We start from the raw sequence: 11,813 nt of genomic DNA on the forward strand, positions 1-11,813 counted from the left end.
AATGCCGCATTCATTGGACGGATATCATGCACTCATCACCAGGGAAGAGCTTGATCCGGCGCATGTCGGGGCGATGCTGCGGCTGCGCAAGCGGCTGTTCGTCGACCATTGCGGCTGGCTTCTGAGCACGACCGGCGACGTCGAACGCGATCAGTTCGACAGCTGGTATACCGAGCACTGCCTGTTGTTCGCAGGCGCCGAGCTGGTCGGTGGCTTCCGGGCGATCCGCACCGACTATCCCTATCTGACCAAGTCGGTGTTCCCGCAGCTTGCGGTGCGCCGCTTTCCGAGCCGCCGCGACGCCTGGGAAATCAGCCGTTTCGGCGTGCTGCCTGGTGTCGCGAGGTCGCGGACGGCACGCGTCAACTACGCGCTGATGTTCCGCTTCGCCGAGCTGCGCGAGGCGGCGGCGCTAGTGGCGCTCGCCGACCTTTCCTACGAGCGCTTTCTCACCCGCATGGACATCCGCACCCGCCGCTACGGCCCGCCGCAGGTGATCGGCAATGATCGCATGGGCCGCCCGCTGACGGCGCTTGCCGGAGAAATCCCGCTTGATCTCGCCGACAATCCCGGCCTGACCAAATTCCTCGACCTTGGACGGCAATTGGAGATTCACGATGCCTCACATGTTCTCGGACGTTCGAGCATTCCAGCGTGACCCGCTGCGTCTGTTGCTGACGCGCGGCAACGAGGCCGAACTGGGGCTCGTGCCCCTGCGGCTCGGTCCCGCGCCCGTCTTTCTGGTGAACGATCCCGATCTGCTGCGCCCGATCCTCAAGGCGCCGGAGACCGACATCGGAAAGGGCAAGCTGATCAAGAAGCTGACGCCGGTGCTCGGCCGCAGCTCGCTGATGCTGAGCGGCGAGGAGCACAAGCGGCGGCGGACGGTGCTGCAGAAGCACATGGCCAAGGGCAGCGTCGAGAAATTCCTGCCGCATATGTGCGCCGAAATCCGCGCGGTCGGCGCCAGCCTGGCGCGGCTCGGATCGTTCGATCCGCACCATGTCACCGCGATGCTGGCGTTGCGGACCATCTGCGTCGCGATCTTCGGCTCCCAGGTGATGTCGTCTGGCGACGAGGAAGCGCTGGTTCAGGCCGTCGGCGTGATCGAGGACGATCTGGCCGAGGAGATGTTCCGCGCATTGCCGTTCGGTCCGGTGGCTTGGTACCGGCGCCGGCAGAACCGGGTCTGCGCCAAGCTTGCCATGTCGACGGTGGTGCAACGCCTGCGCCGCAAGGCGGGCTCAAGCAGCGCGCTGCGGGATCTCGAGGCGCTCGGCCTGAGCGATCGCGATCTCGAGGACGAGATCCTGACACTGCTGCTGGCCGGCCATCACACCACGGGTTCGACTGCGGCGTGGATGTTCTACCAGATGGCCGCCGATCCCGCCCTGATGGACGACATTGCCGACGAGGCGGCGGAGTGCCTTGGCGACGACGGCGAGCTGCGGCTTGACGCGGTGAAGCGCGCCAATCTGAGCGCGACGTTGGTCAAGGAGGTTTGCCGGCTCTATCCCAGCGCCTGGTGGTTCTCGCGCGAGGTGATGCAGCCGGTGACGATCGGCGGGCGCGACCTCAAGGTCGGCACCTCGCTGTTGATCTGTCCCTGGCAATTGCAGCGCGATCCCAGGCAATTCCCCGATCCCGACCGCTTCCTGATGACGCGGCGCTACAACACCGACGCCTATATCCCGTTCGGCGCCGGCCCGCGCGCCTGCGCCGGGATGGGGGTTGCGATGCTCGAGTTGCAATTGCTCGCGCTCGAGATCGCCGCCGCCTATCGCTTCACCGCCGTCAGCCCGAATCCGGCGCCCTGGCCGAAAGCCTCGGTGACGCTGATTCCGCCGCCGATGACGATCGAGATCGAAGTCCGCGAGTTGCCATCGCGCATCCTGCATCTCGGCGAGGAAGCCGAGCGGCTGCCATACATTTCATCCGCCAGCGCGGCGTCCATCAGCACATTACAATCGGTATCCCAATGACAACACACATCACGACGGCCAGCATCGGGCAAAGGGCCATGGATCAAGTGCAAATGCGCAGCTTGCGCGACGTCATCGCGGTGTTGATCGAGCAGCGCAGCATCGTGACGGCGGCCGGCGCGACCTTCGCCGCACATCTGCTCGACCTCGCGATCATGCAGCTCAGGCTCAACGTCAACGATATTTCGGCAGAGGAATTGTCCGGCCTGTCCGACTACGTTGGCGCGGAGTTCAACAGGGACAAGCCCTCGCATTGATCGCGCGGAGCGATTTCGAGCGAAGTGGGCACCGGTTCGCGTGAAGCAAACGCGCTAAAGCAAGAAGCCGGAGCTTCGGTTTTGATTCAATCGGAACCGAAGCGCTAAAGCGTTTTCGCGCGAAGTGGACACCGGTTCGTATGAAGAAAACGCGTCAAAACAAGAGTCTAGAGCTTCGATTCTGATTCAATCGGAACCGAAGCTCTAGTCCTGCGTCGCCACCAGCGCCTTCATCGTGGCGCCGGCGGCAAGCGCGGCGTCGTTCGGATCGATCTCGATCTGCAGGCCGCGCTGGCCGCCATTGACGAACACGGTGACATGGGTGAGCGCAGTCTCGTCGATCGCGGTCGGCACTTTCTTTTTCTGGCCGAACGGGCTGATGCCGCCGACATGATAGCCGGTCAGCCGCTCGGCATCGGCCGGGCGCATCATCCTGGCCGACTTGCCGCCGAGGGCTGCGGCAAGCTTCTTCATGCTGACCTCGCAGTCGGACGGCACCACGGCGCAGACCGGCTTGCCGTCGACCTCCGCCATCAGCGTCTTGAGCATGCGGTTCGGGTCGACGCCGAGCGCCTCCGCCGCCTGCAGCCCGATGCTCTCGGCGCTGGAATCGTAGACATAGGTGTGGAGCCTGAAGGCAATGCCTAGCTTGCGCAGCGCAATCGTCGCTTGTGTCGAATTGGGCATGGTCCGGGCCGGTTGATACGGGCGAATGATCGCCGCAATGGGCCCGGCGATCAATCGGCCGTACGGTCAGCGACAGGCCACCCCAACATTAAATTCCCGCCAGTCCGGCGCGGCCGGGCGCGGCATGGAATTTTTAGGGGATATCAAAGGCTTGTCGCCCCTCTAAAAGGCGCGAACGACCCCCTTCTTGCTTGCGCAGCCGACCCGCTTCCTTTATCCGGTAGGCGCCTTGCATGCGCGCGGCCGGGCGCCGCGATTTGGGCTGGGCATATCATGCATGGTCGCTGTGGGCGGACGCGTTTTCGCCGCGATCATGGTCTCTGAAACACCTAAAGGGAACATCTTCGCAATGGCCAATGTTGTCGTCGTCGGCGCCCAATGGGGTGACGAAGGGAAGGGCAAGATCGTCGACTGGCTGTCGGAACAGGCCGACATCGTCGTGCGCTTCCAGGGCGGCCACAATGCCGGCCATACGCTCGTGATCAATGGCGAGACCTACAAGCTGGCGCTGCTGCCCTCCGGCGTGCTGCGCCCGAACAAGCTCGCGGTGATCGGCAATGGCGTGGTGTTCGACCCGCAGGCCTTCCTCGACGAGGTCGCCAAGCTGAGGGGGCAGGGCGTTGCGGTCGGACCGGACAATCTGCGGATCGCCGAGAACGTCACGCTGATCCTGCCGCTGCATCGCGAGCTCGACTCGCTGCGCGAATCCTCCAACGCCGTCACCTCGATCGGCACCACCCGCCGCGGCATCGGCCCGGCCTATGAGGACAAGGTCGGCCGCCGCGCCATCCGCCTGATGGATCTCGCCGATCTCGACACCCTGCCGCACAAGATCGAACGCCTGCTGGCGCACCACAATGCGCTGCGCCGCGGCAACAATCTGGCGGAGATCGACGGCAAGGGGATTCTCGCCGAACTGACGGCGTTCGCGCCGAAACTGCTGCCCTATGCCGAGACGGTGTGGCGGCTGCTGGATATCAAGCGCCGCGAGGGCAAGCGCATCCTGTTCGAGGGCGCGCAGGGCGCGCTGCTCGACGTCGACCACGGCACCTATCCTTATGTGACGTCGTCCAACACGGTGGCGGCGCAGGCCGCGACCGGCACCGGCATGGGTCCGGGCGCGGTCGGCTATGTGCTCGGCATCTGCAAGGCCTACACCACCCGGGTCGGCCAGGGTCCGTTCCCGACCGAGCTGAACGACGAGATCGGCGAGGAAATCGGCCGCCGCGGCAAGGAATTTGGCGTCAACACCGGGCGCAAGCGCCGGGTTGGCTGGTTCGACGCCATGCTGGTGCGGCAGACCGTCCGTACCTGCGGAATTGCCGGGCTGGCGCTGACCAAGCTCGATATTCTCGACGGGTTCGACAGCATCAAGGTCTGCATCGGCTACAAGCTCGACGGCAAGGAAATCGACCACCTGCCGGCGGGCGAGGGCGCGCAGGCCCGCATCGAGCCGATCTATGAGATCATCGAGGGCTGGAAGCAGCCGACCGCCAATGCGCGGTCTTGGGCGGACCTGCCGGCCCAGGCCATCAAGTATGTCCGCCGGGTCGAGGAGCTGGTGGGGTGCCCGGTCACCCTGCTTTCCACCAGTCCGGAACGTGAAGATACTATTCTGGTACAGAATCCGTTCGAGGCTTAACGGGATATTACCTATATCCCACCAATTGTGTGGAAATGGCTGACTACTACCCGCTGATCGCCCGTGCCATTGCCGGACTGGACCCCAACGCCCCCGGCGAAGCCCGCCGTGCGCTGTATGCGCGGGCGCGGACGGCATTGATCCAGCAGCTCCGCGGCGTGCAGCCGCCGCTCTCCGAATCCGAGATCACCCGCGAGCGGCTGTCGCTGGAAGAGGCGGTCCGCAAGGTCGAGTCCGAGGCCGCGCAGCGCGCTCGCGAGGCCTCGCGCCCGGGCGGCGGGGCGGCCCGCAGCAGCGACCCGCTGCGCCGGGCCAATCCAAGGCCGCCGGAGGCAAGTGCAAGGCCGCCCGAGGCCAATCCCGCCGACAATGCCGCGCGCCCGCGGCCGCCGGCCGAACCGCGCCCGCCGCGCAATTTGCGCCCCGATGCGCCGCCGCCGGCCCCGCCGCGGCCGCAGGCCCCTGCCGGCAGCGATACCCAGGCGACGCCCGCCCGGCCGGCTGCGCAGCGCCGTGGCCCCGAAGGCGCCCCCCCGACGCCGCCGGCCGCCCCGGGTGTGCGCGGCTTCCGCGACATCACCGCCGACGCCGACGATCTCGGCCGTGCCGCGGCGCAAGCCAGCCGCAACGCGCGCAAGACCTACGCCAACGTGCCGTCGCCCTCACCGGAATTCGACCGGCTCGAGCCGAGCCTCGAAAATCGCGGCGGCGATCCCGAGGCGCCGTATTCCTACGACGAGTCGGTCGAGGAGGCGGAGCGCTACGCCCCGCAGCCGCCCCAGGCGCCGCCGCCACGCGCGCGTGTCAGCAATGCCGAGCGCGAGCCGAAGCGGCCGCGTGTCGGTTCGATGTTCCCGTTCAAGACCGCGATCGCGATCGGCATCCTGCTGATCCTGGTCGGCACCGGCTTTCTGTTCCATCAGCAGGCCGCCACCCTCGTCAGCAGCCTGTTCAAATCCTCGGCCCCCGTCGAGGCGCCCAAGGACGCCACGGCAACGCCTTCGAGCAAGAAGATCACCGACCGCGTCGGCCAGCCGTCGTCGTCCGGCGAGCCGGTCGCTCCGGTGGCGCAGCGCGTGGTGCTCTATGACGAGGACCCGTCGGATCCGAAGGGCAAGCAATATGTCGGTTCGGTGGTCTGGCGCACCGAGCAGGTCAAGGGCTCGGGCAACCAGAAGCCCGACATCGCCGTGCGCGCCGATATCGACATCCCCGATCGCAAGTTCAAGATGACGATGTCGTTCCGCCGCAACACCGATTCATCGCTGCCGGCGAGCCATACCGCGGAATTGACCTTCATCCTGCCGCAGGACTTCGCCAATGGCGGCGTCGGCAACGTGCCCGGCATCCTGATGAAGTCCAACGAGCAGGCGCGCGGCACGCCGCTGGCCGGGCTCGCGGTCAAGGTCACCGACGGCTTCTTCCTCGTCGGCCTCTCCAACGTCGACGCCGACCGCTCGCGCAATTTGCAGCTCTTGAAGGAGCGCTCCTGGTTCGACGTGCCGCTGGTCTACACCAACCAGCGGCGCGCCATCATCGCGATCGAAAAGGGCGCCCCCGGCGAGCGCGCCTTCAACGACGCGTTCGCCGCGTGGGGTGAGTAACAGCTTCAGCGCTCACCTCGGTACTCACGATCTCATCGCCCGGCTGAGTCCGGGCGATTCCGTATCGCAGCGAAGTCCGGCTGTTGCAGCGCATCGACGCGATGATCCCGGAACATTACCGGGCGCTTTCGATTTTCCCTAGAACCGTCGCGTGACTGCGTTACACTCGCCTGATGTCGGGCAGGGGCACGCCATGAAACGCTATCTGATCTTCGCAGCCATCGGGCCGTTCATCGGCGGTTTCCTGCTGCTGCTCATGACCACCTATCAGTCCGGCTACTGGACCGAGACCAATGGCGGCGAGGTGACGAAGCTCCTCGTCGTGTTCGTGAAGTCGCTGCAATACAATTATCTGTTCGGCATCGTGCCGTCGCTGATGTTCGGCGCGGTCGACGACATCCTGATGCACATGCGGCGGATCACGCCGACGGTACGGATGCTGATCGTAGGTCTCGTGGCGTTCGTCGGCGCGGCGCTGACCTACGCCTCGCACGGCTCCGAAAGCGGCGCCGTGCAGTTCATCCTCTACGGGCTGGTCGGCTTCATCCCAGGCGTGATCACGTCCTGGCTGGCGCACAAATATGCCGAAGAGCAGCACGTGCCGGCGACGCCCGCATCCCAGCATTAGGGCACTACGGGTTGCCTGCCGAAAAGCAGAAATCGTCAGCTTCGACGTGATCGGCGATATCTGGCCGGTCGACGCAATCAGCGCATCGCAGCCGGACAGGAAGCCGTGTCTAACGCACGGCGAGCGACGGGGCGCGCTACTATGGTAGTCTTGTCAATGGATTAGGCGCCGGCCGCAAGCCGGCCGCATTGCCTTTCATGGAACTGTCATATGGACGTCATGTCAGCGTAGTCCAAATGTCACATGGCCGCTTTTGTCCTCCCGCGGCTGTGAGGGCGATCCATGAGCGATGTAGCGTTACCTGGTTCGATCGAGCCTGCGCGTAGCGGCGGGCCCGATCTCGAGGAAGGAAAGGTTTTCATCCTCTCACCGGCATCATCTATCTCGGCGTGATCGGCGCCGCGCTGCTGTTCGTGGCCTACAGCATCTACGCAGACGTTGGCGCCACCGGCGCCGGCAAGACCTCGTATCTCGCGTTCCTGCTGCTGTTCGTGGCGCTGCTGATCTCGCTCGGATTCGAATTCGTCAACGGCTTTCACGACACGGCGAACGCCGTCGCGACCGTGATCTACACGCGCTCGATGCCGGCCCACATTGCCGTGGTCTGGTCGGGGCTCTTCAATCTGATCGGTGTCCTGCTCTCCAGTGGTGCGGTTGCCTTCGGCATCGTCTCGCTGTTGCCGGTCGAACTGATCCTTCAGGTCGGCAGCAGCGCCGGCTTCGCGATGGTGTTTGCGCTGCTGATCGCCGCCATCATCTGGAACGTGGGTACCTGGTATTTTGGTTTGCCTGCCTCGAGTTCGCACACCCTGATCGGATCGATCATGGGCGTGGGTATCGCGAATGCCCTGATGCACGGAAGGGAAGGGACGTCCGGCGTGGACTGGTCGCAGGCCGTCAACACCGGCAAGGCGCTGCTGCTGTCGCCGCTGTTCGGATTTGCGCTCGCTGCCATCCTGCTCTACGGGCTGAAAACCGCGCTGTTGCGCGCAACGCCGGCGCTGTTCGGCGAGCCGAAAGGCGATCAGCCGCCGCCGTGGTGGATCCGCGGCATCCTGATCCTGACCTGTACCCTGGTCAGCTTCTTTCACGGATCGAACGACGGGCAAAAAGGCATGGGTCTCATCATGCTCATCTTGATTGGCGTGGTCCCAACCGCTTACGCACTCAACCGCGCGATGCCTGCAAGTCAGATCGCGGCATTCACCGCGAATTCGGCGGCGGCGAGCAAGGTGATCGAGGATAAGGGAGCCGATCGCAAGGTGACGGGCAATCCGCGTCCGGCGGTGACGAACTACATCGCCCTTCGGCAACTCACCGACGATACCTATCCGTCGCTCGCCGTTCTCGTCGGCGAAATCAGCGACCAGGTCATTCAGTACGGTTCGCTGGCGAAATTTCCGGCCGAGACCGTCGGCAACACGCGTAACGACATGTATCTGGTATCGGAGGCGCTGCGCTCGCTGATGAAGAGCAGCGACAGCGGGCTGAACGATGCCGATGTCGCGACGCTCAATCGCTACAAGGGCTCGCTGGATGCCGCGACCAAATTCATTCCGTCCTGGGTGAAGATTGCGGTCGCGATCGCGCTCGGCCTCGGCACGATGGTTGGCTGGAAGCGGATCGTCGTGACGGTGGGTGAGAAGATCGGCAAGACCCATCTGACCTACGCGCAGGGTGCCTGCGCCGAGATCACGGCGGCGGCGACCATCGCCGCGGCGGACGGATACGGCCTGCCGGTGTCGACGACGCACGTGCTATCGTCCGGCATCGCAGGCACCATGACCGCAAACGGGTCCGGCCTGCAATGGTCGACAATCCGCAACATTGCTATGGCCTGGGTTCTGACCCTGCCGGTGGCGATGCTGATCTCAGGCATTCTCTACTTTGTTTTCGCGCATTTGTTCTAGCCGAAGTAGCAAGACAACCGGATGCAAGAGATCTGCATCCGGGTTCGGGGAAAGGAATTTCGAGTGGCAGATGCAAGCTTCAGCCTTCTGACGGGCAACGATATCGAAACGCGCCTGGTCCGAGCCGGTGGCATTATTTTTCGCGAGGGTGAGGAGGCCAACGAGCTGTTCGTGATCAAGAGCGGCTATGTGCGCATTCAGGTCGGCAACAAGACCATGGCGGACCTGCCGGCCGACACGATCTTTGGCGAAATGGCGTTGATCGACAACGAGCCAAGGAGCGCGACCGCCACGGCGCTCACGGATGTCGAGCTCGTCCCGGTCTCGGAAAAGCAGTTTCTCTTCCTCGTCAGCCAGACGCCGCATTTTGCCCTGAAGGTGATGCGGACGCTGGCCCAGCGGCTCAGAACCATGAACAAGGGCGTCTATTAGGCGAGGCGAACAGAGCATCTCGCCAGTTCACGCTTCGCGCGAAAACCTTCTCGCTGATTGTTGCAAAACGGCGGACATTTCCGTCCGCCGTCGCTTCGGCTTGACGCTGTCGGCGGCGCGGGGCACGTGACGAGGCTTGAACGGCCTTGAATGTGACACAGTGGTAATGTGACGCAACTTGAACCACCTGCCTGCGTTACCATGTGATGGCCATGCCCGAGGACGACATTTTCTCCCCCCACGCCACGCGATCGCGACCGCCCTTCGGCGGGGCGCAGGCGCGCGGCAAGGTCATCGATCAGGACGGGCGCGAGCTCGGCGATGGCCCGCTGCATCCGCAGTTCCAAGGCTTTCAGCAAGCCTTCCGCTTCGACTACCGCAACTCCACCGCCAACCCGTTCGGCAACCTGACGCGCGAGGAGCGGCTCGCGCGGCTGGAGATGATCGCAAAGCTGCTCGACGTCGCCTTCGTCGTGCCGGGCACCAATGTCCGCTATGGTATCGACGGGCTGATCGGCCTGATCCCGGTGATCGGCGATCTCATCACCACCGCGATCTCGCTGTGGCTGGTGCGCGAGGCCCGTCTGCTGGGTGCGCCCTGGCACATCACCGCGCGGATGCTTGCCAATGTCGCGGTCGACGGCGTGGTCGGCATGGTGCCGGTGGCGGGCGATGCCTTCGACGTCATGTTCCGCGCCAATATCCGCAATGTGCGGATGCTGCGGCGCTGGCTCGACAAGCAGCCGAGACGCGCATAATCCGGAAAAGTGTGCAGCGGTTTTCCGTCAGATTATGCGCCAAAAAAAGCCCTCAAAAACAAAAGCCCCCGGATCGGTCCGAGGGCTTTTCGTTAGCGACGAGTAGAAGGTCTATGCAGCGTCGGCGTCGGTCTGGGCCGGCTCGGGGCGCGGACGGCGCGGCAGCGGGAAGCCTTCGCTCTCATATAGCGAACGGATGCCGTTCTGGTCGAAACGGGCTTCTTCGACCTGGAGGTAGGCGCCGTTCAGCGAGTCCGCCGGCAGCTCTTCCATCGCAAAGCGCACGGCTTCGGCGGCAGTGCCGAAACGGCGATAGGCGAAGCCGGCCCGCTTCTTCTTGCGGATCGCGGCGGGGAACAGTTCAGCGGACGTGTTATAGTTGAACGGACGCAGGGGACGCATGGTCGACGACCTCTTGTGTTCTTGGCATAGAGCGGCGAAAGGGATTTTGGGGGACGGCTGCCTATAATCGGCGGCGCGCCGTACATGTCATTTCGATCCCTAATATAGGCCTCTTTGACAAAAATGCGACCCCAGAAGCGCCCCCGGCAGGGCACATGCTGAATCCGCGCATGGCACGCGGTCAATCAAAATAACTCCATTTACTTCAATGGCTTACAGCCATTAAATCTTGTCGAGCCAGGCCAGGATCGCGACCACGATCAAAATCACCCCGAAAAGGCCCATTCCGGAGTGGCCGAGACCATAGCCGTAGCCGCGGATGCGGCCGCTATAGCCGCCCAGCAGGATAATCAGCAGGAGGATGATGAGGATCAGTCCAAGCGACATGGCGCCCTCCTCAGAACAGGCGGCAGCCGCACGGCGAGACGCCTACGGCCCCGCGAATTCCGAGCAAAGCACATTCCGGGGCACGAGTCGTTAAGGCCGCCGGCCGATCACGAGGATGTTGTTGGGCGCCGGGGCGGCTATTTCTTGCTTTCGTCGATCGGCAGCACCTTCAGGGGCGTCGGATAGGGCTCGACCCGCAGTGAGTCGCTGGCGATCAGGCCGATCTTGTGCAGCGGCGCCTGTTCGAGCTCGCCGGAAGCGGATTTGTGCACGGCGTATTGCCAGACGCTCATCGAGCCCTTGGCGACCAGCATCTTGGCGATGCCGCCGGCATTCTGGCCCTCGACCTGCGCGAGGTCGGCGTCCGTCAGGCCGATGACGATTTCGTCCTTGGAGGTGATGACCTTGAACAGCGAGATCTTGTCGGCGGCGAACGCCGGCATGCTCACCGCGCTCCCGATGATGAAGCTGGCAAGACCGAGACCAAACAAAAGCTTTGCTGGAATTGGCGACATCAAAATTTCCTTGTATTTACGCGCGCGGACGGACGGCCGCGCCAAAACAAAACCCCGCGCGACCGGTTCTTGGTCGCGCGGGGCGGAGAAATTGTTCGACGGGAGAGCGGGATATTTGCCGGACCCGCCATTGTCATTGCCGGGCTTGACCCGGCAATCCATCGCAGAGCGGCAGCTGCTACTTCTTCTCGTTCAGCTTCAGCGCCGCCGAGTTGATGCAGTAGCGCAGGCCGGTGGGGCCGGGGCCGTCGTTGAAGACATGGCCGAGATGGCCGTCGCATTTCGAGCACAGCACCTCGGTGCGGACCATGCCGTGGCTCACATCGTGCTCCTCGTCGACATGGCTCTCGGCCGCGGGCTTGGAGAAGCTCGGCCAGCCGCAGCCGGAATCGAACTTCTGGTCGGACTCGAACAGCGGCTGCCCGCAGCCGGCGCAGACATAGGTGCCCTTGCGCGGATCATGCTCATATTCGCCGGTGAAGGGCCGCTCGGTCGCCTTCTCCCGCAGCACGGCGTACTGCATCGGCGTCAATTCCTTGCGCCACTCGGCCTCGCTCTTGCGGACCTTGCCGTCGGTTTTGGTATCGGACATTCAACCTCCTTTGCGAG

14 protein-coding genes are annotated in these 11,813 nt (G+C 64.2%); 9 read left to right on the plus strand and 5 right to left on the minus strand.

The features are described 5' to 3' along the window. Position 1 precedes the first annotated feature (1 nt). From ACVIGB_RS38190 to ACVIGB_RS38200, 3 genes are read left to right on the plus strand one after another with little or no spacing between them, the layout of a single operon-like run. Entirely contained in the window at positions 2-658 is a 657-nt protein-coding gene (locus ACVIGB_RS38190) for an acyl-homoserine-lactone synthase (RefSeq protein ID WP_456718815.1), read from the plus strand. Next, positions 618-1,982 carry a cytochrome P450 gene (locus ACVIGB_RS38195; protein ID WP_456718814.1) on the plus strand — a complete coding sequence of 455 codons (1,365 nt, stop codon included), beginning with the start codon at positions 618-620 and terminating at the stop codon, positions 1,980-1,982. The genes ACVIGB_RS38190 and ACVIGB_RS38195 overlap by 41 nt, the downstream gene beginning before the upstream one ends. A gap of 53 nt (positions 1,983-2,035) precedes the next feature. Next, positions 2,036-2,239, plus strand: coding sequence for a hypothetical protein (locus tag ACVIGB_RS38200; protein WP_375787403.1), 204 nt, complete (start codon positions 2,036-2,038; stop codon positions 2,237-2,239). 204 nt (positions 2,240-2,443) lie between these two features. On the opposite strand, the gene ybaK is transcribed toward ACVIGB_RS38200, so the two are convergent. Then, positions 2,444-2,926, minus strand: coding sequence for a Cys-tRNA(Pro) deacylase (ybaK, locus tag ACVIGB_RS38205; RefSeq protein ID WP_212316129.1), 483 nt, complete (start codon positions 2,924-2,926; stop codon positions 2,444-2,446). 349 nt (positions 2,927-3,275) lie between these two features. On the opposite strand from ybaK, the gene ACVIGB_RS38210 reads away from it, so the two are divergent. From ACVIGB_RS38210 to ACVIGB_RS38235, 6 genes are all read left to right on the plus strand, one after another. After that, a complete protein-coding gene (locus ACVIGB_RS38210; protein WP_092117316.1) occupies positions 3,276-4,568 on the plus strand; it encodes an adenylosuccinate synthase in 1,293 nt (430 codons plus the stop codon). Positions 4,569-4,603: 35 nt separating this feature from the next. Further along, positions 4,604-6,172, plus strand: coding sequence for a hypothetical protein (locus tag ACVIGB_RS38215; protein WP_456718813.1), 1,569 nt, complete (start codon positions 4,604-4,606; stop codon positions 6,170-6,172). 193 nt (positions 6,173-6,365) lie between these two features. Continuing rightward, a complete protein-coding gene (locus ACVIGB_RS38220; RefSeq protein ID WP_456718812.1) occupies positions 6,366-6,800 on the plus strand; it encodes a DUF5413 family protein in 435 nt (144 codons plus the stop codon). 389 nt (positions 6,801-7,189) lie between these two features. Next, positions 7,190-8,710, plus strand: a complete 1,521-nt coding sequence (locus ACVIGB_RS38225; RefSeq protein WP_456749281.1) for an inorganic phosphate transporter — start codon at positions 7,190-7,192, stop codon at positions 8,708-8,710. Positions 8,711-8,773: 63 nt separating this feature from the next. Beyond that, positions 8,774-9,142, plus strand: coding sequence for a Crp/Fnr family transcriptional regulator (locus tag ACVIGB_RS38230; RefSeq protein ID WP_456718810.1), 369 nt, complete (start codon positions 8,774-8,776; stop codon positions 9,140-9,142). A gap of 206 nt (positions 9,143-9,348) precedes the next feature. Beyond that, on the plus strand, positions 9,349-9,900 hold the full coding sequence (locus ACVIGB_RS38235; protein WP_456718809.1) for a DUF4112 domain-containing protein: 552 nt from the start codon (positions 9,349-9,351) through the stop codon (positions 9,898-9,900). A 111-nt stretch (positions 9,901-10,011) separates the two neighbouring features. On the opposite strand, the gene ACVIGB_RS38240 is transcribed toward ACVIGB_RS38235, so the two are convergent. The 4 genes from ACVIGB_RS38240 to msrB form a co-directional block, all read right to left on the minus strand. Beyond that, positions 10,012-10,302, minus strand: coding sequence for a hypothetical protein (locus tag ACVIGB_RS38240; RefSeq protein WP_092117298.1), 291 nt, complete (start codon positions 10,300-10,302; stop codon positions 10,012-10,014). Between the two features lie 222 nt (positions 10,303-10,524). After that, positions 10,525-10,689 (minus strand): DUF3309 family protein, encoded by a 165-nt coding sequence (locus ACVIGB_RS38245; RefSeq protein WP_016844323.1) that lies wholly within the window; start codon positions 10,687-10,689, stop codon positions 10,525-10,527. Between the two features lie 137 nt (positions 10,690-10,826). Next, positions 10,827-11,204: a hypothetical protein gene (locus tag ACVIGB_RS38250; RefSeq protein WP_456718808.1), complete on the minus strand. Its 378-nt coding sequence runs from the start codon at positions 11,202-11,204 to the stop codon at positions 10,827-10,829. 178 nt (positions 11,205-11,382) lie between these two features. After that, complete coding sequence (msrB, locus tag ACVIGB_RS38255) at positions 11,383-11,796, minus strand: peptide-methionine (R)-S-oxide reductase MsrB (RefSeq protein ID WP_212316107.1); 414 nt, start codon at positions 11,794-11,796, stop codon at positions 11,383-11,385. Positions 11,797-11,813 lie beyond the last annotated feature (17 nt).

This window comes from Bradyrhizobium sp. USDA 4341, from assembly GCF_054063755.1.

What these genes read in the sequence shown, in the direction of transcription:
- ACVIGB_RS38190 (WP_456718815.1), top strand. Translation starts at nt 2, where the DNA reads ATGCCGCATTCATTGGACGGATATCATGCACTCATCACCAGGGAAGAG.
- ACVIGB_RS38195 (WP_456718814.1), top strand. Translation starts at nt 618, where the DNA reads ATGCCTCACATGTTCTCGGACGTTCGAGCATTCCAGCGTGACCCGCTG.
- ACVIGB_RS38200 (WP_375787403.1), top strand. Translation starts at nt 2,036, where the DNA reads ATGCGCAGCTTGCGCGACGTCATCGCGGTGTTGATCGAGCAGCGCAGC.
- ybaK (WP_212316129.1), bottom strand. Translation starts at nt 2,926, where the DNA reads ATGCCCAATTCGACACAAGCGACGATTGCGCTGCGCAAGCTAGGCATT.
- ACVIGB_RS38210 (WP_092117316.1), top strand. Translation starts at nt 3,276, where the DNA reads ATGGCCAATGTTGTCGTCGTCGGCGCCCAATGGGGTGACGAAGGGAAG.
- ACVIGB_RS38215 (WP_456718813.1), top strand. Translation starts at nt 4,604, where the DNA reads ATGGCTGACTACTACCCGCTGATCGCCCGTGCCATTGCCGGACTGGAC.
- ACVIGB_RS38220 (WP_456718812.1), top strand. Translation starts at nt 6,366, where the DNA reads ATGAAACGCTATCTGATCTTCGCAGCCATCGGGCCGTTCATCGGCGGT.
- ACVIGB_RS38235 (WP_456718809.1), top strand. Translation starts at nt 9,349, where the DNA reads ATGGCCATGCCCGAGGACGACATTTTCTCCCCCCACGCCACGCGATCG.
- ACVIGB_RS38240 (WP_092117298.1), bottom strand. Translation starts at nt 10,302, where the DNA reads ATGCGTCCCCTGCGTCCGTTCAACTATAACACGTCCGCTGAACTGTTC.
- ACVIGB_RS38245 (WP_016844323.1), bottom strand. Translation starts at nt 10,689, where the DNA reads ATGTCGCTTGGACTGATCCTCATCATCCTCCTGCTGATTATCCTGCTG.
- ACVIGB_RS38250 (WP_456718808.1), bottom strand. Translation starts at nt 11,204, where the DNA reads ATGTCGCCAATTCCAGCAAAGCTTTTGTTTGGTCTCGGTCTTGCCAGC.
- msrB (WP_212316107.1), bottom strand. Translation starts at nt 11,796, where the DNA reads ATGTCCGATACCAAAACCGACGGCAAGGTCCGCAAGAGCGAGGCCGAG.